The organism is Staphylococcus sp. TCBT05, from assembly GCF_055179755.1.
Window position 1 is genome coordinate 252,019 of record NZ_JBUQDQ010000005.1, and the last position, 24,087, is coordinate 276,105.

The 24,087-nt window shown below is 34.6% G+C and carries 22 protein-coding genes; 2 read left to right on the plus strand and 20 right to left on the minus strand.

Features of this window, described 5'->3' with window-relative positions:
* Positions 1-19: 19 nt before the first annotated feature.
* Entirely contained in the window at positions 20-805 is a 786-nt protein-coding gene (locus ACY191_RS01115; protein WP_229366779.1) for an arylamine N-acetyltransferase, read from the plus strand.
* An 84-nt stretch (positions 806-889) separates the two neighbouring features.
* Here ACY191_RS01115 and ACY191_RS01120 read toward each other — a convergent pair whose 3' ends face one another.
* A complete protein-coding gene (locus ACY191_RS01120; RefSeq protein WP_042737743.1) occupies positions 890-1,390 on the minus strand; it encodes a GNAT family N-acetyltransferase in 501 nt (166 codons plus the stop codon).
* 315 nt (positions 1,391-1,705) lie between these two features.
* Between ACY191_RS01120 and ACY191_RS01125 the strand changes: the two genes are divergently transcribed.
* Complete coding sequence (locus ACY191_RS01125; RefSeq protein ID WP_107526881.1) at positions 1,706-2,623, plus strand: AEC family transporter; 918 nt, start codon at positions 1,706-1,708, stop codon at positions 2,621-2,623.
* 41 nt (positions 2,624-2,664) lie between these two features.
* On the opposite strand, the gene ACY191_RS01130 is transcribed toward ACY191_RS01125, so the two are convergent.
* The 19 genes from ACY191_RS01130 to ACY191_RS01220 form a co-directional block, all read right to left on the minus strand.
* Positions 2,665-3,537 carry a LysR family transcriptional regulator gene (locus ACY191_RS01130; protein ID WP_042737745.1) on the minus strand — a complete coding sequence of 291 codons (873 nt, stop codon included), beginning with the start codon at positions 3,535-3,537 and terminating at the stop codon, positions 2,665-2,667.
* Positions 3,538-3,635: 98 nt separating this feature from the next.
* Positions 3,636-4,766, minus strand: coding sequence for a M20 family metallopeptidase (locus ACY191_RS01135; RefSeq protein ID WP_229366778.1), 1,131 nt, complete (start codon positions 4,764-4,766; stop codon positions 3,636-3,638).
* Positions 4,767-4,769: 3 nt separating this feature from the next.
* Complete coding sequence (gene solA, locus ACY191_RS01140) at positions 4,770-5,954, minus strand: N-methyl-L-tryptophan oxidase (RefSeq protein WP_042737747.1); 1,185 nt, start codon at positions 5,952-5,954, stop codon at positions 4,770-4,772.
* A gap of 168 nt (positions 5,955-6,122) precedes the next feature.
* Positions 6,123-6,869, minus strand: coding sequence for an SDR family NAD(P)-dependent oxidoreductase (locus ACY191_RS01145; protein WP_229366777.1), 747 nt, complete (start codon positions 6,867-6,869; stop codon positions 6,123-6,125).
* Between the two features lie 279 nt (positions 6,870-7,148).
* A complete protein-coding gene (locus tag ACY191_RS01150; RefSeq protein WP_107642130.1) occupies positions 7,149-8,132 on the minus strand; it encodes an aldo/keto reductase in 984 nt (327 codons plus the stop codon).
* A 258-nt stretch (positions 8,133-8,390) separates the two neighbouring features.
* On the minus strand, positions 8,391-9,965 hold the full coding sequence (locus ACY191_RS01155; protein WP_082039155.1) for a BCCT family transporter: 1,575 nt from the start codon (positions 9,963-9,965) through the stop codon (positions 8,391-8,393).
* Complete coding sequence (locus tag ACY191_RS01160) at positions 9,961-11,274, minus strand: NtaA/DmoA family FMN-dependent monooxygenase (RefSeq protein WP_042737751.1); 1,314 nt, start codon at positions 11,272-11,274, stop codon at positions 9,961-9,963. The genes ACY191_RS01155 and ACY191_RS01160 overlap by 5 nt, the downstream gene beginning before the upstream one ends.
* A 308-nt stretch (positions 11,275-11,582) precedes the next feature.
* Positions 11,583-12,698 carry an alanine dehydrogenase gene (gene ald, locus ACY191_RS01165; protein ID WP_229366776.1) on the minus strand — a complete coding sequence of 372 codons (1,116 nt, stop codon included), beginning with the start codon at positions 12,696-12,698 and terminating at the stop codon, positions 11,583-11,585.
* A gap of 22 nt (positions 12,699-12,720) precedes the next feature.
* The gene (locus ACY191_RS01170) at positions 12,721-14,238 is read right to left on the minus strand and encodes an alanine/glycine:cation symporter family protein (RefSeq protein ID WP_229366775.1); all 1,518 of its coding nucleotides are present in this window, start codon (positions 14,236-14,238) and stop codon (positions 12,721-12,723) included.
* Between the two features lie 74 nt (positions 14,239-14,312).
* Positions 14,313-14,912, minus strand: a complete 600-nt coding sequence (locus ACY191_RS01175; protein WP_229366774.1) for a short chain dehydrogenase — start codon at positions 14,910-14,912, stop codon at positions 14,313-14,315.
* 19 nt (positions 14,913-14,931) lie between these two features.
* Positions 14,932-16,134 (minus strand): NAD(P)/FAD-dependent oxidoreductase, encoded by a 1,203-nt coding sequence (locus tag ACY191_RS01180; RefSeq protein ID WP_229366773.1) that lies wholly within the window; start codon positions 16,132-16,134, stop codon positions 14,932-14,934.
* A gap of 5 nt (positions 16,135-16,139) precedes the next feature.
* Positions 16,140-16,439: a (2Fe-2S)-binding protein gene (locus ACY191_RS01185; protein ID WP_229366772.1), complete on the minus strand. Its 300-nt coding sequence runs from the start codon at positions 16,437-16,439 to the stop codon at positions 16,140-16,142.
* Positions 16,429-16,707, minus strand: coding sequence for a (2Fe-2S)-binding protein (locus tag ACY191_RS01190; protein WP_229366771.1), 279 nt, complete (start codon positions 16,705-16,707; stop codon positions 16,429-16,431). Before ACY191_RS01190 ends, ACY191_RS01185 begins: the two co-directional genes overlap by 11 nt.
* Positions 16,708-16,754: 47 nt before the next feature.
* A complete protein-coding gene (locus ACY191_RS01195) occupies positions 16,755-17,540 on the minus strand; it encodes an aspartate/glutamate racemase family protein (RefSeq protein ID WP_229366770.1) in 786 nt (261 codons plus the stop codon).
* Between the two features lie 38 nt (positions 17,541-17,578).
* A complete protein-coding gene (gene dapA, locus ACY191_RS01200) occupies positions 17,579-18,478 on the minus strand; it encodes a 4-hydroxy-tetrahydrodipicolinate synthase (RefSeq protein WP_463269846.1) in 900 nt (299 codons plus the stop codon).
* A gap of 12 nt (positions 18,479-18,490) precedes the next feature.
* Positions 18,491-19,681 carry an NAD(P)/FAD-dependent oxidoreductase gene (locus tag ACY191_RS01205; RefSeq protein WP_229366768.1) on the minus strand — a complete coding sequence of 397 codons (1,191 nt, stop codon included), beginning with the start codon at positions 19,679-19,681 and terminating at the stop codon, positions 18,491-18,493.
* A gap of 34 nt (positions 19,682-19,715) precedes the next feature.
* On the minus strand, positions 19,716-21,239 hold the full coding sequence (locus tag ACY191_RS01210; protein ID WP_229366767.1) for an aldehyde dehydrogenase family protein: 1,524 nt from the start codon (positions 21,237-21,239) through the stop codon (positions 19,716-19,718).
* 18 nt (positions 21,240-21,257) lie between these two features.
* Positions 21,258-22,592, minus strand: coding sequence for an aspartate aminotransferase family protein (locus tag ACY191_RS01215; protein WP_229366766.1), 1,335 nt, complete (start codon positions 22,590-22,592; stop codon positions 21,258-21,260).
* A gap of 22 nt (positions 22,593-22,614) precedes the next feature.
* Complete coding sequence (locus tag ACY191_RS01220; protein WP_229366765.1) at positions 22,615-24,072, minus strand: CoA-acylating methylmalonate-semialdehyde dehydrogenase; 1,458 nt, start codon at positions 24,070-24,072, stop codon at positions 22,615-22,617.
* Positions 24,073-24,087 lie beyond the last annotated feature (15 nt).

A 24,087-nucleotide genomic window follows, 5' to 3' on the forward strand; every position in this document is an offset into this window, starting at 1 on the left:
ATAAAAGCAGGTTATTCTTATGAATATTGAACAATTAGAACAACATTTAAATATTGATGCTAACGCTTATACCGAAACTTCGTTTGCAGCATTAAATTATTACATGCAACGTTTCATGTTTACAGTACCTTTTGAAAATATTGATGTTCAAAATGGTGTAGCAATATCCGTTAATCTTGAAACGATTTACAATAAGGTAGTTAATCACAAACGTGGCGGTTTTTGTTATGAACTTAACAGTCTGTTCAAAGCATATCTTGAAGCTAAAGGGTTTGTCGTACACATGGTTTCTGCAACGATTCATATCCCTGGGGGCGGAAAAAGTTTAGACGGCTCACACGTTTCACTCATTGTAACAATTGACGAACAACGTTATATGACAGATGTAGGTTTTGGTGATTTACCTGTTCAAGCTCTTCCTATTACTAATGTAGAAGATGCACAGACCATTATTGATATCAACGGTCAATATCGTGCTATTACTAATAACAATCACCTCGTTTATAGCCAAAAATTGATCGAAGGTGCTTGGGTAACTCAATATGAAGCTGTATTAATTCCAAAGTCTATTGAAGCATTTGGCTATAACATTGAGTATAATCAATATCATCCAGACTCTATTTTTGTACAGAGATTATTAATTACACAACCACAATCCTTTGGTCGCGCAACCATGTCACACGAACAACTTACATTGACCAAAGGGCCACAGAAAGAAAAATATCCGGTAACTTCAAACAACTATAGACAACTGCTACAAAAATATTTTAATTTAGATGTAACGATCAATAGATTAGAAAAATAATATTAAAACAAGTCACTCAAATCGAAAAATTTGAGTGACTTGTTTCTTAATTTTGCGAGTATTATAAAGCACCTTACTTGTAATTTAGTATTCACTTTTAATAATCGCGAAAATCAATGTATCTCTAAACCCATCTTCAACTGCCTTGTCCTCACGTAACACCGCTTCATGTTTCATATTTGCATTCTGTAATACGATACGTGCAGCGACGTTTCTAGCATCTAATGAGCCCCAAATTCTGTTTAATTTTAGAACTTTAAAGCCATATTTAACCATCGTAGCAGCAATGTCTGAAGCAATACCTTGCTCCCAAAAATCAGGGTGTACAATAAATCCAATTTCTGCACTTTTATTGTCGTTATCAACAATAAGTTGTACAATTCCGATGATTTTATCTGTATCTGCATTGATGATCACATTATAAATCCAATGTTCTTCCTTTTCTAATACTGAATTAATAAATTGTTCTGTTTCTTCATACGTAGCAACATCCCATAATTGATACTTTGCGACTTCTGGATGCGCGTATAGTTCATACACTCCTTGAATATCACTTGCTTGTAAATCTCTAGTATAAAAATCCATAATGTGCCACTCCTCAATTTTTCTGTACTTACCTACTTTTATAAAGTGTTAAACACACACGTGCCACAACTTAACTATGATTAAGTCTTTAGCGTGTTACACCTCATTTATAAAATCTATTACATAGACGTATTTGACTTTCATTCATAATAATAGTAATTATATTTTTCAGATTAACACACTATTACCAAAATTTAATACCTTGAATTAATCTATAAAATAAAAATTAATAAAATACTATTATAAAAGATTGTTTATTCTTATTATCTTATAATAATTTGTTATGCTACATTATTACTAAAAGAGGTAATATATATGTTCTTGTTCATCATACTAGAGGTCCTTGTACCTATCTTATTACTCATCCTTCTAGGTGTTGTACTTCAAATTAAATTTGAATTTGATTTACGTCAGTTTTCAGCTTTAATCACTTATTGTTTAATGCCTGCTTCCGTATTCGTCAATATTCTAAATGTTAATATCAAGGCAGATGTGTTACTACAAATTATTTATTATGTAGTACTATATAGCATCATATTAATTATTTTTAGCCACATTATCTGTAAATTTTTAAAATTAAATCCTGGACAAGATGCTGCTCTAAAAAATAGTATTTCACTCATGAACTCGGGCAACTATGGTTTACCAGTAAGCAATTTAATCTTTAGCCATAACCCAATCGGTGTCTCCATCCAAGTATTTATCCTCATCTTTCAAAATTTACTAACTTATACCTATGGCATTTACAATATTCTTTCAACAACAAAGACATTTAAAGAAATTATTATTTCATTTTTACGATTACCTGTATTCCATGCCTTAATATTAGGAATAATATTCAACTATTTTAAATTATCTCTTCCTAAACCTATATTATTACCATTAAACCATTTAGCAGATGCATTTATTGCTATAGCTTTAATCGTGTTAGGAGCACAACTTGCCAAAATTAAAATAAATTTCTTTCAACGTGTTATCACATGGTCTCTTGTTGGCCGTCTCATAGTAGGTCCGGCGTTATCACTTGCTCTCATCTACTTATTGCATATAGATGGTATTGTCGCACAATCACTATTTATTGCTAGTTCATTCCCAACTTCAAGAAATACCTCAACAATTGCAATGGAGTATCAAGTTGAACCTGAATTACATGCTCAGATCGTACTCTTTTCAACATTACTCAGTGCTATAACTGTAACAACTGTAATTTACCTCTCATATATACTGTTCTAACGTGGTTTGTGTTAGAGCAGTTTATTTTTAGCAGAAACTTACTAATATTCAACAGGTGCTAAATTTTTAAAATCCATAATCATCTGGATAAATCTATCAATAGCAGGTGTTACATACGCTTCGTCATTCCAAATAAAGTCGGTAGAAATCGTACTATAGTACTCAGGCAATCGATAAGCATAAAGTTGTTGGGATGTAACATCGTTTGTAACAGTAGATTCTGGAACAAGGCTTACTCCTAGACCAGATTTCACACTTCCTACAATCGTTTCTAATGTACCAAACTCTAACATATTAGAGTAATCAATGTTCTCTGAATCTAACCACATTTCCAATTTCTTTCTATAATTACACCCTTCTGTAAAGACTAACATCGACTTAGATTTTAGTTGGTCAATTGAGTCTAGTGGTTGATTAGCAATTAAGATTAATTGTTCATGAAATAATTCGACTTTATTGATGCCTACTTGTTTCGTAAATCCTGTAACAAACGCACAATCCAACTTACGGTCACGCACTTTAGTGATAATACTTTCAGTCACACCACTATACAAAGCGAGTGATACATCAGAACATAACTGCTGATATTTAGACAATATTTCTGGTAGTCTTGTTATTGTCTCAACTGTGCCTATATTTAATTTACCCGTAGGCATCTCATTATCATGAAAGGCTCTATCAATTTCACACATTACCTTACGAATTTGTTCAGCATATATTTGCAATTTCAATCCTTCCGAAGTTAAAGTTGTGCCATTACGCCGCCTAATAAATAATTGTGCATTCAACTCTTGTTCTAACATCTTAATTCGCGAGGTCACATATGATTGTACATAACATAGAGATGTTGCGGCTTTACTAATACTTTGATGTTCTGCTACACTTTGGAAAATTTTCAAATCTTTAAACTCCATTGAAATCCCCCCACATAAATATTAATTGCTATTATACAGAATTTTTAGTTAAATATACTAAAAAAAGACTGCCAAACGATTTGGCAATCTTCTTATATTTATCCTGCATATTGAATAATCAGGGATTTATAGAACGCAATGCTGCGCTCGAAAGCAGCCACCTCAACATATTCATCTGGTTGATGCGCCAATGTTTCAATACCTGGTCCATATATTAGTGTTGGAATATCACTGCTACTATTTAATACAGAGGCATCTGTGTAATAGGATACGCCACCTACTTGCTGTTGCTGTGTAATAGTCAGTGCATCCTGGATAATTTGACTTTGTTCATTCGTTAATACTGCCTCGCGATTTAGTATAATCTTCGCTTCCACATTAGGAAGCGTTGCACCTTCAAATAGAGATTGTAATGCCTGATTAAAATCATGATATAGCTTGTCATGACAATTGGGTATCACTGACCTAATATCTACATACAATATGCATTCATCAGGTATCACATTAGTTTGAATACCGCCTTGAATCATGTTTACAGAAATACTGCTCGTACCTAATGGATCGTGTCTAACTTTCCATTCAGTTTTTAATCGCTCTACTAAATGTATAATTTCACTCGCCGCTTCAATTGCATTTACACCTTGCTCAGGCATTGCCCCGTGAGCGGTTTTACCTGTCACTTTAACCTCAATCCACAATGCCCCTTTATGTCCAACAACTACTTGTTCATGAGTTGGTTCGGCTATAACAATGGCTTCCACATCTGACATACCTTGTGTATTGACATAATGTGTTGCACCAATCGAATCTACTTCTTCTCCTGCCGTTGCTAAAAACTCAACATCCTTCGTCAAAGGATAATTTTCCAAATATAATGATTCTAACGCTAAATACAATGCAGCGAGACCACTCTTCATATCTGTCGTTCCTCTGCCATATAACTTTCCGTCTTCTATATGTGCATCAAATGGATTATATTGCCATTCCTGGCTACCAATTTTTACTGTATCCGTATGTCCATTCAACAATAACTTTCCTTTGTCAGTGTTTGAACCATTAATTCTGACTGAAAAGTTGCTTCTATTATTGTCAACAGTCATAACCTGATATGGAAGTCCGGTTGCCTCACTTCTATTAATAAATTGTTGAATGATTGCTTGTTCATTACCTGGAGGATTGGTGCTATCAATTTGAATTAACGATTGTAAAAAGGCTAAATAACTTTGCATACATTATTTCCCCCTTGCCTTGAAGTATACTTCGTCTTTATTTTCTGGTTGTAAACTATCACGTGTAATCTTAAAGGGCGAGATGTCTTGAGTCGTTTCACCATGGATAATGAGTTCTCCTAAAGCTTCACCTACTGCACTGGAAAATTTATAGCCATGCCCCGAAAAACCAGCTGCAATAGCAACATGATTATAATCAGGATGTGTATCTATGATAAAGTTTTCATCTGGCGTATTAGTAAACATACATGTCTTACCTACATTGATATTGCCATGTGCTGCTTGCATATAATTAGATAAAAATCCTCGAATATCTTTCTCATCTTTTTCATAGGCACCAAAGGTCTTGTTATAATAACTTGGATCTATATCATCTCCATTATCATAACGCCCTATCTTTAACCCCGTACCATCGATTGAAGGGAATCCATAATAAACGCCAGAAGGCACATCCGCAAAAAATCCTGGAAAGCCATCAGATTTATATAAAATGTCATCAGAATCAAACCACGCAATCGTTTGTCTCGACGGTTGGATGTTAATATTAATATTTAACTCATTTAGTAATTTCTTATTCCAAGCACCTCCTGAAATGATCAGTTTATTAGCCTCAAACGTATCATCTGGTGTATGCACCTTTACAGAGTCATCAAATATTTCAATATCCATTACAGGTGAATTGACCTTTAACTCTGCACCTACTGACAAGGCAAGTCGTTTCAATGTTCTAATACAAGCACTAGAAAACAATACACCTGCTTCAGGCTCATAGCACCCAATTTCACCTTGAGGCATAGTTATTCCAGGCCATCTTGCATTTACATCATCTGCAGTTAGTGTCTCAATATTCAGACCATATTTCTGACCACCTTCAATTGCCGTTTGAACAAAACCAGATGTTGCAGGACCAAACGTTAAGACACCTGTCTGTGTAAATATTCGTTCATTCGTCTTTGCTTGCAGTGCATGCCATAACTCTTGTGCGCGTAAGGCTAATGGAACATATGCATAACCTTCTCCACATGCATGCCTGATTAAACGTGTGTCGCCACTATGACTTCCATTTTCATGTGGTGGATCAAATGCATCAATGAGTAAAGTCTTTTTGCCTTGCTCAGCTAAATAATAGCCTGCTGCCATGCCCATAGAACCAGCGCCTACTACGATAACGTCATATTTATTTGTCATAACTATCTCCCCCCATTTTCTATAATTAAGTATAATTGGAGCACTTTCCCCTCGTAAAATAGGTATCAGAGATAGCTACTATCTCAATATGAGATATTAAATATAAATTCAATACATAAAAAAGCCAGAACAATAAATGCACTGAGCATCTTGTTCTGACCTCATTCATTATTTATGATCTGTCGTTCCTAACGTCATACCACCGTCTACTACAATTTCCGTTCCCGTACAATATGCACTTTCATCAGAAGCTAAAAATGCAACTGCTTGAGCAATATCCATCGGTTGCCCAATACGCTTTAATGGTATTTGCTCATAAAATTCATTTCCTTCATTACTATCGGAGAACATACCTGTATTCACGCCACCTGGATGTACCATATTCACGCGTATGCCATAGTCTCCTAGCTCCATTGCCGCTGCTTTTGACATTGTTGTCACTGCAGCTTTAGTTGAAGCATATAATGATGATTCATGAATAGGTGAAAATGAAGAAACAGAGACCGTGTTGATTATAGATCCTGATAGCTGTACTTTCATCTGTTTAGCTACATATTGCATACCTAAAAATGTCCCGATTTGATTCGTTTGGATTAACTTTTTGTATGAAGCTAAGGTCGTTTCTAAAAATGGTTTATTCAAGTAAATTCCCGCATTGTTCACAAGAATATCAATTTTACCAAACGTCTTTACCGCTTTCTGTATAGCATATTTCCAATCATCTTCGTCAGTCACGTTTAATTGAATTGATAACGCATCATTTTCCAATGTTTCTTCAACGTCTATCGCATCTCTTAAATTACGCGCTCCTACTACAACATTGGCTCCTAGTGCATCAAAGTGTTGTGCAATCACCTTGCCTTGTCCACGATTTGCTCCCGTAATTAACGCAACTTTCTTAGTTAAATCCGGCATAAACATCCCCCTTGAACGTACTTTTAATTATCAAAATTATAACAAACAACAATTATATTTACTCGTATTTATAATTATGTATAGAATTAATCTTTTTAGAAATCTAAATATAATAAGTGTGATAAATAGTCCTACTGGGTCACATGTTCACGTATCATCATTCGTATTTAATACGCATTATAAAACGCAAAAAATCCATCGATTTAAATAAACCGATAGATTTCATGATTCAATAACGCTTTGGCGGATGAGTTTATCCAATCGTTTCACTCTGCTATATTAATATACACCTCTAATGTGTTCTGCTACCTCATCTTGATAAAACTGTCTCAATTGTTCATACTCTGCTTCAGAAAATGATTGTGTATTTAATGTTTCTAAATTACCTTTAACTTGCTCTAAATTTTTAAAGCCTGGTATCACGGCAGTAACAGCTTCATGGTCAAGAATCCAACGCAGTGCTGCATTTGTCATTGATGGTCGATCATCAGCAATCCATCTTAATTGATCTGCTAACTCAACACCTTTTCTTAATCCAAGACCAGCAAACGTCTCTCCCACATTAAATGATTCACCATTTTCATTAAAATTACGATGATCATCCGCTTCAAATGTACTATCGACAGTAAATTTACCTGTTAACAATCCACTTGCTAATGGTAAGCGCGTAAGTATACCAACACCTTGTTGATGCGCTTCAGAAAGCAAGCGCTCCAATGGTTTTTGTCGGAATATATTAAAGATGATTTGTAGACTTTCTACATTAGGATACTGTAAACAAATCAGTCCTTCCTCAACTGATTCTACACTCACACCATAATGTTTAATTTTCCCTTCAGCTTTCAATTGATCTAGAACTTTAAAGACACTACCTTCTCTTAAAATTTCAGTGGCAGGACAGTGAATTTGAAATAAATCAATAGACTTTCTATTTAAACGGCGTAAGCTATCCTCACAATATGCATTAACCGTTTCATAAGTGTAATTATTTGGATCTGCAATATCTCCTTGTCTACAAAACTTTGTGGCTATATAGATTTCGTCTTCTTTTCCTTTTGTCGCTTGTGCTAATAACTCCTCACTATGACCATCGCCATAGACATCAGCAGTGTCAAAGAAATTCACCCCTTGCTCAATGGCATACTCAAGTGACGCTAAAGCAGCTTCATCATTTGTTTTTCCCCATGCACCACCGATGGCCCAAGTTCCAAAACTTACCTCACTAATTTTCATGCCTGTCTTTCCTAGTTCACGATATTGCATTATATTTAACCCCTTTTCCTTTGAAAGTCAATTTATGAAATAGATGCTGAAAATATCTAGTAACTGAATACCTACTGCAGATTACAGCCCACACATAAAGTGTTTTTTGTCCGTACAACCCATAAATTTAATCCGATTATATCAATAAATATTATAATGACAAATGAAATTGCTTTGAGTACTGAATATAAAAAAATAACCTATTGGACTGAACCAATAGGTTATTAATACAGTTGAAACATATCAACAATGCTTTGTTTAATCTTTACTAATTATCTTCTCTTTATGCTTTTTAGGTTGTTTTTCAGGAACAAGGTTTTGCGCAACTGCCAATTTGTGCGCAATCTTCGGAGCCGTCCATACTACAGGTAACATAATAATAGATATTGGTACTGCGGTGACAATGATAAACGACTGAATCGCATCAATACTACCTTCTCCTATATTAATCAGGATAATTGAAATAACTGCCATAATTGCTACCCAGAATACTCGAACCATCTTAGGTGGATCACCCTCACCAGTAACAGACATTGAAATTGAAAACGACATTGTATCTGCTGTGGTAATGACAAAGATAAGCGTTAATATTAACAATACAATCACTAACACTGTACCTAATGGTAAATGGTTCGCAATTGAGATAACTGCTGCTGGCAAGCCCTTTTCAGATAATGGATTACTAATCGCACCACTATCCTTAGTTTCATAAAATAAACCACTGCCACCCAAAATTGTAAACCAAACATGAGATACGACACTTGCAACAATAGATACTAAAATAAATATCTCACGAATCGTACGTCCTTTTGATACACGAGCGACTAGCATGCCCATTAGCGGACCATAACCAATAAACCAACCAAAGAAGAATAACATCCATGACCCAGCCCATTTGTTATCTCCTCTAAATGTACTAATTTCTAGAAACTTCGTTAAGTACACACCGTAAGATGAAATCAGTGTATCAATAATAAATCTACCAGGACCAATTAATACGATAAATACCGCTACACCAATTGCCAACCAAACATTTAATTTACTCAGAAACTGAATTCCCTTTTCAATACCTGTAGTAGCTGAAATTGTAACGATAATCATTAAACCTACCACAGACAATACTTGAGTCGTTAAATTATCTGGTATACCTAGAATACTATGCAACCAATAACTAAATTGGAAACCGAAGAAACCTATCGTCCCTATCGTTCCAGCTACTGCACCTAGAATACAGAATACATCGATAACGGATCCTGTATAATTTCGTTCTATTTTGTCTCCAAATACTGGATAAAGCAAAGTTCTCGGTCTTAATTTCATACCTTTATTGTAATGTGCATACATAATGACGATACCACTCACTGCACCATAAATTGCCCATGCCGTGAAGCCCCACGAAGTAAAACTCTGTGCCATTGCAGCAGGTACTGCAGCCATACTCTTATCTTTAATACCACTTCCCATAGTTGGTGGCACATCAATAAAGTAATACATCGGTTCAGCAGCCGCCCAGAATATAGCCCCTGCACCTAACCCAGATGTAATAACAATGGCAGCCCATTTAAAATAACTCATTTCCGGTTCAGTAGCATTCCCTAAACGGACGTTTCCATATTTTGAAAATGCTAGGAACAATCCAACCGCAAAGGTGGCTAATAATAACACCTGCCAAAAAGCACCAAAATAAGTAATCGATAATTGAAATCCTGTCTTAACTACGTGCGACGTTGCTTGAGTAAACAGTGATGACATAATTACAAATAATACGAGTATGCCACCACTAACGGAAAATACTGGCCAATCTATTTTATCTTTCCAATTTGAAAATTTAATGTGAAGTTACCTCTCTTTTTATACGTTCTCTTAATGTTTGTTCAGTGTATTCAGTTCTAAATAATCCTCTTTCTTGCAAGATGGGAATCACTTTATCGATAAATGCTTCAAACATGTCAGGATATGTCGGCGGCATTAAAATAAAGCCGTCACAACTTCCGCTCTCAAACCATGTTTGCATCATATCGGCAACCATTATTGGATCACCGACAATCGTCTTATGTCCCATCCAAGTATCTACGCGTGCAATTAAATCTCTAAATGTTAATCGTTCAACCTCCACTGCTCGTTGTATCGCTTGATAACGTGCTTTCGACCCAACCTTCACGGTTAATGATTCATAAGGAGGTAATTGAGGTACCGGGTCATCTAAATGCCATTCAGTTGTATCTTGACCGATACTTTGCTCGATTTGCTGAATCTTCTTTTCAATATCTGTATAGACATTTAACGCAGCAACCTTTTGCTCTGCTTCTGCCAGAGTATCTGCCACATAAACAGATAACCCAGGCAATACCAATGGTCCCGCTGCATTATCGTCAAGTTGTGCTACTCGCGATTCAATATCTGCTTTAAATTGCTTAGCATCAGCTTGATTCCAAGCAATAGAAAAGATCATATCCACATGTTTCGCCGCTAACTTACGTCCAGGTATGGATGTGCCAGCCTGACATAATACCGGATATACCTGTGGGCTTGATGGTAAGTTAATCGGTCCTTTGACTTGGAAATACTTACCTTTATGGTTGATTTCCTTCACAAGTGAAAAATCAATACCTTTCCCCGATTGTCTATTATGAATGAGCGCCCTATAGTCAAACGATTGCCACAGTTTCTTTAATACAGTTACAAATTCATCCGCGCGTTCATATCGCTGTTCTAAAGGTGGCAAGGCTTCCATCGAATGGTTCTGTCCTTCAATATCAAGTTGTGAAGTGACGATATTAAGTCCTGCTCTACCATTACTAATATGATCCAAACTACCTAGTAGTCTTGCTACATTATATGGATCATAGAACGTCGTAGATATTGTACCGATTAAACCAATATGTTTGGTGACTTGAGATATCGCTGTTAAAGCTGTTATAGGTTCTAGAAAATAAGATAAATGACCTGTATGTTCACCTGATATGTATTGTCCATCTGCTAAAAATATTGCATCAAGACATCCACGCTCAGCTATTTGAGCTAATTCTTGCTGATAAGCGATAGAACCAATTTGCTCAATCTTAGAATCCTCTAACCTCCAAGATGACGGATGCAAACCCGTACTATAAACAAGTGAAGCCAAATGCATTTGCTTCTTCATAATAACCTCCTAATTGGGTCACAAATTAAAAAACTTATGTATTAGTGTAACAAACTTACACAGACTATTGATGTGTTATTTGAAAATAAATTAATTTTTTTAAAGATAAAAATAATTTGTAAACAAAGTAAGTATAATCATTAAAATAGTTCTATATTTATACGAAATTTTTTGAAATACAAGACACCCGGATGTCTTATGTTTTAAAGATATAAGCTTATTTATGTTCGAATAGAAAAAGAGATAGACATCACAAGGAACATGAATGCTATCTCTTCTTAATTAATAAATAATGTTATAACCTTCGATTATTTCATTAATTCTGATTTTTCAGTATATGAAATTCCTAGCGCCAAAGAAACTTCTAAATTGGTTAATTTTCCTTCTATAGTATTTAATCCTAAAGAAAGTGGCATATTCTCTCTCATTGCCTTAACATAGCCTTTATTTGCTAATTGTAATACAAATGGTAACGTAGCATTATTCAATGATATTGTTGATGTTCTAGGTACTGCACCGGGCATATTTGCCACCGCATAATGTACCACTCCATGCTTAACATAAGTAGGTTTATCATGCGTAGATACTTTATCTGTTGTTTCAAATATACCACCTTGATCAATTGCAATATCTACAATTACCGAACCCGATTTCATTTGTTTAACAACTGCTTCACTCACAAGTTTCGGCGCTTTCGCTCCAGGAATCAATACGGCACCTATGACTAAATCACTTTTCCTCACTGCATTTTCAATATTAAGTGGGTTAGACATAATAGTATGCACTCTTCCTGAAAATTGATCATCAATTTGTTGTAATCTTCGAGGATTAATATCTATTATAGTTACATCCGCACCTAATCCAAGGGCGATTTTCGCTGCATTTGTACCAGCTTGTCCCCCACCTATTATAGTTACAGTTCCTTTCGAAACACCTGGAACACCTCCTAATAATATTCCCATTCCTCCTTTATATTTTTGTAGAAATTCCGCACCGATTTGAGTCGACATACGACCAGCAACTTCACTCATTGGCGTTAATAATGGCAATGAATTATCCTCTAATTGTACGGTTTCATACGCAATGCTTGTAACTCTATGTTTTAGTAGTGCTTCAGTTAATTTTTGTTCATTTGCTAAATGAAGATAAGTAAATAAGATTAAGCCCTCTTTAAAAAATTGAAATTCTTCTTCAAGTGGCTCTTTTACCTTGATAACCATATCAACATTCCAAACTTTCTCTTTTGTACTTACTATATTTGCGCCAGCAATTTTATAGTCTTGATCATCAAAGTAAGATTCGCAACCTGCACTAGATTCCACTAAAACCTTGTGACCTGCTTCGATTAAAGCATGCACTCCGCTTGGCGATAAACCGACTCTATTTTCATTATTTTTAATTTCTTTTGGAATACCTATTTTCATGTTAACCCTCCTTTTTTAATGTTTAATTATTCTTTAAGTAATTTAATATGCTTGTTTCTTCTACAGCTTTAATTTTATAATTAGGCATAGTCTGTATATCTTTTTTATATTCTTTCTCCCAAAAATCAGCACCTGTAATACCTATTTTTTTGGGTTCAAATATAGGGTCCAAACCTAGCTTTCGCTGACTATCGTAATCTTTTAGAGCAACTAACACTGGCTTCAACAAGAATACTAATGCTATCATATTGACCCAGGCCATAATACCAAACCCAAGATCACCAAAGCTCCAAGCTAATTTTGCTGAATTCACACTATTATAATAAACTACGACCAGAAAACCTATTTTTAATAACGTAAGTGGCCATTTTATTTCTCTTTTTCTAGAACTATTGAAGAAAGCTAAGCTCGTTTCTGCCTTGTATGAGTAGGTAATTAAACTTGTAAATGCGAAGAAAAATGTTGCCAGAGCTATAAATATATTGCCAAATCCTGGCATTATACTCTCTACACTCATTTGAACATTACTTGCGCCTGCTTCTACATGTCCTATATTATCTTTAACCATTGTTCCATTGCTTAATTGAATATTATACATTCCTGTAATTAAAATCATAAAAGCCGTAGCTGAACATATAATAATAGTGGTTATATACACCGATAATGCTTGAACTAAGCCTTGTTTTACAGGGTGTGTTACTTCACTTGCACCACTTTCAAATGTTTCACTACCAAATCCAGCTGCATTGGAAAATGCTCCCCTTTGAACTCCCCAAGCTATAGCTGAACCAATAATTCCACCAAATGAAGATGATGGATTGATTGCACTAGAAACAATTAAACTAATAATATGTGGCAGTGAAGATATATTTGCAAACAATAATACAATACATACGCCTACATAACCAATAGCCATAAACGGAACCACTAGTTCTGCAGCTCTTGCAATACGCTTTACTCCTCCAAAAATAACAAGCGATAATAGTATCACTAAAAATATTGCAGTAATATAAGGCTGAATACCAAATGCTTCTTTTGCTGAAAGTGCAATTGTATTTACTTGAATACCTGGTGCTAATAAAGTCATAGAAAACATCGTAATACCAGCAAATAAAATAGCAAAGTATTTATTGTTTAACCCTTTATTTATATAATATGGTGCACCACCTCGATATTCTCCATTTTGTTTCACTTTATATATTTGAGCTAATGTAGTTTCTGCAAAAGCGATACTTGCAGATACAAAAGCTAGCATCCACATCCAAAACACAGATCCAGGACCACCTAATGTAATTGCTGTAGCCACCCCAGCAATATTTCCTATTCCTATCCTGCTACCTAAAGACATTGACATAGCTTGAAATGATGAAATACCTGCCTGTGTTTTCGTACTAGAAAAAGTCAATTTAACCATGTCTTTAATATATCTAAATTGCACAAATTTTGTTTTCCAAGTAAAATAAACGCCTAATAAAAGCATAAAAATAACGAGCACAGGGCTCCATACAATATTATTTAACCAATGAATAACAAATTCCATTGTTAATCCCCCTTTAGTTTAACCACTTGCTTAATGTTTCATATGTTTAATCCTCCTCTCCTATTTGCTATTTTTTAATATACCTTATATGCTTGACCGGTCTGATTACCAAATACACTTTTGCGATATGCAAGACCAATTCTCTCGTCTGTTGCTGGATAATAACCTTGAAAAAGTCCACCATATTTATCTTGCGCTCTTTTTAACATAGTTGGGCTAACATGATTAATTCTAATACCACGTGGTAACTCAATAGCAGCAGATTTAACAAACGCTGCCACACCCCCATTGGCCATTGCTGATGACGCTGCAGTTTTTATCGGATCATCCATGAGAATACCAGTTGTTAATGTTATAAAACCTTGATCGTTAATATAGTCTAAACCTAATAGCACAAGATTAACTTGCCCCAACAATTTACTATTCACAGCAACTTGATTTTGCTCAGGGGTTAATGAGTCAACTGTACTAAAATGTGCTGCTCCAGATGCACAAATCACTCCATCCACTTTCCCCACATTTTCAAATAATTGCTTGATACTCTCTTCTGATGTTATATCGACCGGAAATTGTGTAGAGGATCTAGATGCACGAATTAGTTCGACGTCATCGTTCAATTCCTTATCTACAACTTGCCCAATATTTCCTGTTGATCCAATTAATAATATTTTCATTATATATAACTCCTTAATTTCACTGTGTATTTTCAATTTCTCTATATAAATTTTCTCTGTTTCTCTCTATGTTAGGTTGAAATTGAATCAAAGCTTCAGATCTTGTTTTCTTCACATTATAAATCGCTTGCTTTAACTTTTGCTTTAAGTAATTATTATTTTTTATGTGTTGTTGAGCAATATTCAACCCTGCTAGTTCACCCTGTGCCATGGCAACTTTGGCACTTTCAATTCCTGTGACATTACCAGCTACGAATAAATTAGAAACTTCAGTTTCCATTCGTTCATTATGAATAGGAATATGTCCTCCGAGTGCTTCACTATATTTAAATCTACAACCAACAATAGCAGCTAATTCAGATAATGGGGCCAATCCTCCTGATATACAAATCACATCCGCTTTTAGTAATTTTTCTGTACCTTCTATTTTTCTACCTTTTGAATCTATATTAATTACTTCAACTCCCTTTGCCACTTCATTTCCAATAATTTTTTGAGCTGCAGTTTTAACTTTAATAGGCATTTTATTCATTCTTAATCCATTTTTAGGATAAAAACGCGTCACCATATTAACAGGCAAGTATTTTCCTAAAACACCTAAAATTCGTAATAATCTTGAAGGCGCCAAGTGTGTTAAGTACATCAATTTAGCAATAACTGCTTTGGGTTCACTGGCTTCTTTATCAATTTGAGGACTATATGGCAAAATGATTGCTTCAACATCTAAACCACTCATTTTCAGCTCATCTGCTATAGACAAAGATAATACATTAATGCCAATTATGATACAGGATTCACCTGGTTTAACTCTATGAACATTGGACATCACTTGTGCCGCACCTATGGACATCACTCCAGGAAGTGTCCACCCAGGAATGGGTATATGTCTTTCGCTTGCACCAGTCGCTATTAGTAAATAATGTGATTTCATCAATTTTTTATTTGTATAAACACACCATAGTTCATCTAGCTTTTCAATATCATAAACAGAAGTTTGGCACGATATTATCACTCCATTTAATTTAGCCTCTTCAACTAAGCGCTCTGATTCTTTTATACCATTCCACCATTCACCATTTTTCTCTTTATACAACTGTCCTAATAGCCTTCCACCAGGACGTGGAAACTCATCCACGACTATTGTTGACAGACCATTTTCAGCTGCTTTAATCGCTGCCTTCAAACCAGCAGGACCAGAACCAATTACTATGAGATCCCACATTATCATCACTTCCTTAATGAATAGACTTGCATGCCTTCTTCAACTTGAGTTATACACGCCCTTACTATTCGTCTATCGTGTAGTTTGACTCTACATTCAAAACAGTGACCTATATTACAATAAATACCTCTACCATCACCACTTATTTCGTTTTCTCTTAATTTTCTATAATTGGAAGCTAATAATGCTGATGCAATAGTATCTCCTTTATAAGCGACTACTTCTTCCCCATTAAAACTAAAAGTAAACTCTTCATTTAATTCTAAATCTCCTAATACTGGGTGTTCAACAATTCTAGATACCATTGTTATCATCCTCCAATTCTCCAAAGGTTACAGGTCTTGATGGTGGTCTATAACTCAAATTAATTTCATCACACTTAGAGGGGGCTTCATTTAATTCAACAATTTGGTCAATTATAGTTCTACATGTTCTACCTCCACAACATCCCATTCCTGCTCGTGTTCGTAATTTTATTTCTCGAGCTGAACAATGTTGCTCTTGTAATACTTTATTAATTTGTTCTAAAGTTACTTCTTCACATCGACAAACAATGGTATTGTTATTTTTCATAGTACATACCTCCGCTTCACTAACAAAGTGTCATGTAACATCATTTCTTAAATAAAACCAATATATGGTTTTTGTGCAGTAGCCATATGAACCCAATTAATCATTGTTATAAAATCAAACACTGGTTTGTGCACAATATTTTGAATATCAGCAGCGTAAGGTGGTAAATCACTACATTCCAATAATATTGCTCCTATCTCAGGGTTATCATTAATAATTTCTGAAGCCGCTTGTAACACTTCTTCCCGAAGTTTTTGATTATCAAAATTACCACTGCTTTTTATTATTGCAGAAAATTCCGACAATTCTTTCAAATCTTTAATCACAATATTATCTGTAGTTTCAACCCCACAGCTTTTCAAGAGAGATTCTGTAATTCCTTCTGCATCAGCAGTTAACACACCAATTTGTTGATTCCTTTTTAATCCTGTATTAATCCATGGTATTTGAATAATACTCGATAAAAACACCGGAATATCCACTGCTTCTGCAACTTGACTTTGAAAGTTTCCGAAAAAACCGCACGCACCACATATCGCTTTAGCTCCCTCTTCTTCCATTTGTTTTGCAGCTTTTAAAATGTCGTCAATTAATGTAGGATCTCCAATATGAATGCGTTCTTGCGTGCAATTTTTTACAATTTTGGTTACAACAGGAAAATTATAAGTTGTTAAATTAGCTACATTTCCAGGTAACACTGGATAAGAACATTCATCTAAACATAATATACCGACAGAATAACCAGAAACATATTTCCCTTTTTTCACTATGATGTTCGTATTTTCATTTGATTCAATATAACCATATTCAGACACTCTATTCATTTTTTTCATCAAACCACCTCTTTATTTATAATCCCTAAATATTAATTTTAGTTATATTTAACTTGATAGCCTAGAGATTTTAATGTGGTTGCCATTTTGCTTTTCAATTCATTTGATGATGGAACCAGTGGCGCTCTAACCGCTCCACCTTCTATACCAATTAACTCTAAACCTGCTTTAATTGGACCTGGAACTGGTTCAGCTTCAACATAATCATATAAAGGTAATAATCTTCGATTAATCTCTAAAGCAGCATCTATATCTTTTTGTTGAGTATATAATTCATACATTTCTACAATTTCTTTTGGAACAAGATTATGAATAATACCTGTCGCTCCATCTCCACCAACCGCTAAAGTTGGTAATATTAAATGTTCAAATCCTGTTAGAACTGAAAAATTTTCATTATCTTTTGTTAGTACAATCACTTTACATGTATGTTCTTGATCTGTTGTATTTTTCACGCCTACTATGCCATCTATTTGACTTAATTCATTTATAAACTCGGGAGATAATTCTACATTTGTAGCATCAGGATAATGATATATTACAATTCCAATATTAGTAGCTTCGGCAATCTTTTGATAATAGTTTTTTATAGCACTCTCGCTTGTTTTCATGTAATACGGAGTTATTATCAATACACAGTCAGCACCAATATCTTCTGCATATTTTGTCAATTCAATCGTTTCTTCTAATCGATGTTCACTTGTTCCAGCCATAATTGGCACTCGTCCATTCGCACATTTAACGGCATGATTTAATAATTTTTTTCTTTCATCCGTCGACATCATCGAATATTCACCCGTACTACCACCTGCTAATAAACAATGTACACCACCATCAATTAAATGGTTTATTAATTTTTCATACCCTTCAAAGTTAATGCTCTCATTTTCATTTAATGGTGTTGGCATCGCTGGAATCATTCCTTTTGGTCTATACATAATAAACGCCTCCTATAAGTTTTCAATTTTTTTATTTTTATATCTAGAAAATTTCAGCCTATCAATATTAAATTCCGTGTCTTGTCTCGAAATTAATTCAGTCATCATTTTACCGGTAATAGGAGCCATACTGATTCCATCACCTTCATGACCACTTGCAATAAAATACCCTGGAACTTCATCAACCTCAGATACAATTGGTAAATGATCTACTACCCATGGCCTTACTCCAGCATATGCACGAATACAATTAACATTTTTCAATATGGGTAAAAATCTATTGGCTCTTTCTGCAATACCTTTCATAACTTCATGATTCGTATCAGTACCATAACCTGAGAAATCTCTGTGACCGCCTACTAAATAATTACTTGCTTCAGTTGGTTCTATCGTAAATGCAATATTATTTTTTTCTACTAATTGACTAACTTTTCGCTTATAGTTAATATCCTCAAATTTTGATAACATATAACCAAATTCATGAACTTTTTGGTTTACAATTTTACTTGTTCTTTCTGTTACTAAAATCAATCCTTTTCTCGGTTTAATTGGTATATCAATACCTACTAGATCACCTAACTTACTTGCCCAAACACCTGCACAGTTCACTACTTTTTTTGTATATATTGTTTGAGTTGTTGTTTGGACACTTTCAACAGCACCAAGAGGAGATTGATTTATTGCCTTTACTTCTTCATGCGTTATTAATTTCAAACCTTGCTTTTTAGCTTCTTCTATAAATGCATAACACACCATATATGGATTCATTGTTGAATCAACCTCTGTCCAAACACCACCAGCTAAATCTTTTGCCAAATGCTTTTCTATATCAGGCAATTCTTCTTTATTCACTGTCTTCATTTGATATCCAGCTTTCACTTGTTGAGCCACATAATCTTTCGCAATTTCTAACTCTTGCTCTGTTTCACAAACATATAAGCTTCCTCTTGTTGAAAACTGAAAATCAAAAGAAAAAGATTGAGCTAATTCTTTATATAATTGGATACTTCTGTATCCGATATCAGTATCAATTCCAGGCTTTTTATCACAAATTAACGCAACTGCATCACAACGACTCGATGTACCATTCGCTATATCACCTTTATCGATTAGTGCTACACTATAACCAGCTTTTGTTAAATAATATGAAACACTAGAGCCAATAATACCTGCCCCTATCACAATTACATCGAAACTATTCATTGTTTCACCGCCTTAATTCAATATTATCTATTATCTAATATTGACTATTCTTATATACTCCTGAAGGCTTAACTTCCATAGCAATATTCACTTGCTTTTTGTGTAAATATTCTTCAAATCCATAGGTACCTAAATCGCCTCCAATACCACTTTGTTTATAACCACTCCACGGTGCTTCATTAAAAGTTGGGTGATAACAATTTATCCAAGTAATACCTGCATGAAGTCCTCTAATCATTCTTTGAGCTTTAGCACTATCATTAGTAAATACTGCAGCTGCTAAACCAAAATCTGTTCCATTTGCAAGACTTAAAGCTTCTTTTTCATTACTAAATACTTGCACCACTAATACTGGTCCAAATATCTCTTCTTGGATTATACGCATTTGCGGTGTCGTATCCGTTAAAATTGTAGGTTCCATGTAATTTCCATCTTTATAAGCTTCAGATGTCAGTTTTTTGCCTCCACACAATAATGTTGCGCCTTCATTTAATCCAATATCTACATACTTAAGAACATTATTTAGGTGACTTTCAGAGATAAGCGGTCCCATTTCAGTGGATTTGTCCCACCCTGGACCAACTGATATTTGTTTTGTACGTTCAACTAAATCTTCAATAAATTTTTCATATATTGTATCTTCGACAATAAGTCGAGATCCCGCTGAGCAAACTTGTCCTTGACCAGCAAAAATACCTAGCATTGCATAATCTAATGCTGTTTCATAATCTGCATCTGAAAATACAATATTCGGAGATTTCCCGCCTAGCTCTAATCCAACACGTTTAATTGTGTTTGCTGCATCCTTCATAATAGCTTTTCCTGTTTCTGTTCCTCCTGTAAAGGTAATTTTATCTACATCTTTATGATTAACTAATTGATTTCCTACTACCGATCCAGATCCGAAAACTAAATTTGCTACCCCTTTTGGGAAACCTACTTCATCTATAATTTCAAATAATCTATGAACTGTTAGCGGTGTTTGACCTGCTGGTTTCACAACAACAGTACATCCTGCAGCTAATGCTGCAGATATCTTTTGTGTTGCCATTACTAATGGAAAGTTCCAAGGTACAATTATACTGACGACACCAATCGGTTCTCTAATCACCATTGCCTGTATTTCATCAGGTACATCATAAGTTTGACCATGCGGTTGCATTGCTATACCTGCATAATACTTAAACTGATGAATAGCATCTTCAACATCTACTATTGAATCTTCATATACTTTGCCATTATTTAAAGTTTCTATTTTTGCAATAGTCTCTTTTTCTTCTTCCAATTTGTTAGCTACCTTTAATAACAAATCTGCTCTCTCTCTAGCATAGGACTCACGCCAACCATTAATATAAAAGGCATCTTTGGCTGATTTTATTGCTTGATCAGCCTCCTTTTCACCACCTTCATATACATGTGCTATGGTTTGATTATTTGCCGGATTAATTACTTCTCTCTTATTTTCAGTTGTGCTGCTAACCCATTGACCATTTATATACATTTTTTTGATTTCACTATTAACTTGTATTATTTCTTCATAATCTATAGGCAATTTCATTGTGATGCCTCCTTTTTTCTACAATTCACTAATTGTTTCAGTTAAAGTTTTTATTATAAAATTGAGATCTTCTTCAGTAATTGAGAGAGGAGGCGCTAACTGCAAAACATTATCGTAACCTGCTACAGTATCTGCATTTTTACCGATTAACAATCCTCTTTCTCTACATTTTTCAACAATACGATTTGTCTTATATGAAGGTAATGGTTTCTTAGAATATTTATCTTCAACTAATTCAATACCGACAAGTAATCCCTTACCCCTAACGTCACCAACATTTTGATTTTCATATAAAGACTTCAACCTATTTAATAATTTTTCTCCAAGGTATTGAGATTTATGAAATAACCGCTCTCTTTCCATAATTTCAATATTTTTCAAAGCCACTGCACATGCTGCTGGGTTTCCTCCATAAGTATTTACATGTCTCAAACGACTATAACTATCTTCACCAGAAAATGTTTCGAAAATTTCTTTTTTTACTGCAGTAACAGAAAGTGGTAAATATCCACTAGTAATACCTTTTGCCATCGTTATAATATCTGGCTGCACATCATAATTCATAAAACCAAATGCTTTTCCAGTTCTACCAAAACCACAAATCACTTCATCTACAATGAGTAGTGCGCCATGCTTTTCACATGTTTCCTGAACATTTTTCAAATAAGATTGTGGAGGCATTAATATACCCCCGCCAGTAATAATTGGTTCCATTATTATACCTGCAATAGTATTGCTTAACTCCCAAGTCATCATCTCATCAATTGCTTTAACAGATTCTAATGATTGTTCATCATCAGGATTTCTATATATATCTGGAGGCGCTACATGCAAAAAACCTTGGGCAAGTGGCTCATATTTATACTTTCTTTCTGCCTGTCCAGTAGCAGCTAAAGCTCCCATAGTATTACCATGATACGATCTATAGCGAGAAATGAATTTCGTTCTAAACCTTTCACCTTTTTGTTCATGATACTGTCTAGCAATTTTAAATGCTGTTTCATTCGCTTCAGAACCACTATTTGAAAAGAAAAAAACATATTCATCATTTAAATAATTATTCAGCTTTTCTGCTAACTCTATAGCTGGTTTATGTCCATGTGCCAGAGGAAAATAACTCATTTGATTTAATTGGTTAAATGCCGCTTGAGCCAACTCTTGTCGTCCATATCCAATATTTACGCACCATAGCCCTGACATGCCGTCGAGATACTGATTACCATCAACATCTGTGACCCAAGCTCCATTTGCCGAGTCAATAATTAGCCTATTATCATCTTTATTAGAACCTTTCATGGCATGCCATACTTGTTTTTGATCTCGACTTTTTATATTTTCTGTAGATTCTATCATGCTAACTCCCCCTTTGAATTAACTAGTAACGAGCCGTTATCATTTTCTTTCTTGTGTAAAAATTAACACCATCTTTCCCATTTGCATGTAAATCACCATAAAATGATTTTTTATATCCAGAAAACGGGAAAAATGCCATGGGAGCAGGAACACCTAAATTAATTCCTAACATTCCAGAGTCGATTTCTTCTCTAAATTTTCTTATAGCCTTTGCACTATCTGTATATAAGCAAGCTCCATTTGCAAAATCAGATTTGTTAGTAATAGCTATTGCTTCATCTAATGTATTAACTCTGATAATAGACAGCACAGGTGCAAACAATTCATCTTGCCATATCTTCATTTCAGTGGTTACATTATCAAATATTGTAGGTCCAACGAAATACCCATTATTATTCACATTAATATTTCTACCATCTTTTAATAATGTTGCTTTGTCTTGAATACCTATTTCAATATTTTTAAGTGTTCTGTCTAATTGCTCTTTTCTAATTACTGGCCCTAGAGAAATTTCTTTTTGTGAGCCGTCACCTACTACAATTTTATCCGCTTCAATTTTCAAGTGCTCTACTAAATTATCAGCTATGTCCCCTACTGCAACTACAACTGAAGCAGCCATACATCGTTGTCCAGCAGACCCAAAAGCTGCTCCTATTATATTAGTAACTGTATTGTTAAGGTCTGCATCTTCAAGTACAATACTATGGTTTTTAGCACCTGCTAAAGCTTGTACACGTTTACCATTTGTAGCAGCTGTTTTATATACATATTCGGCTACTGGTTGTGAGCCTACAAATGAAACAGCTTCAATACCTTTATGATTTAGTATTTGATTTACTATCTTTTCAGATCCATGAACTATATTAAATACTCCATCTGGTAAACCTGCTTCTTTTAGCAATTCAGCAAGTTTATTAGCTAATAAAGGTGTCTTTTCAGAAGGCTTTAAAATAAAAGTATTGCCACAAGCAATTGCTATTGGAAACATCCAACACGGAACCATCATTGGGAAGTTAAATGGTGCTATACCACCAACAACACCAATTGGATACCTATACATTCCTGATTCAATTCCAGTTGCAATATCTGGTAATTGTTCACCCATCATCAATGTGGGTGCTCCAGCTGCAAATTCTACACACTCAATTCCTCTTTGAACTTCACCTAAAGCATCCTCAATTGTTTTACCATTTTCTTTAGTAATAATTCTGGCCAATTCGTTTTTGTTATTTATTAGTAATTGTTGATACTTAAATAATATTCTTGCTCTTTTGGGAACAGATACTTTTTTCCAAGATTCAAATGCTTCTATAGCCACCTCATAAGCATTTTCAAAATCTTTTTCATTAGATAGAGGTACACGCCCAGATTCATTACCTGTTGATGGATTGTAAATGCTAAGATAATCATTCACATTAGGTTCAATCCACTTACCTCCAATAAAGTTTTTAATAATTTCAGTATTTTGCGTATCTACCATAATACATATCCCCCT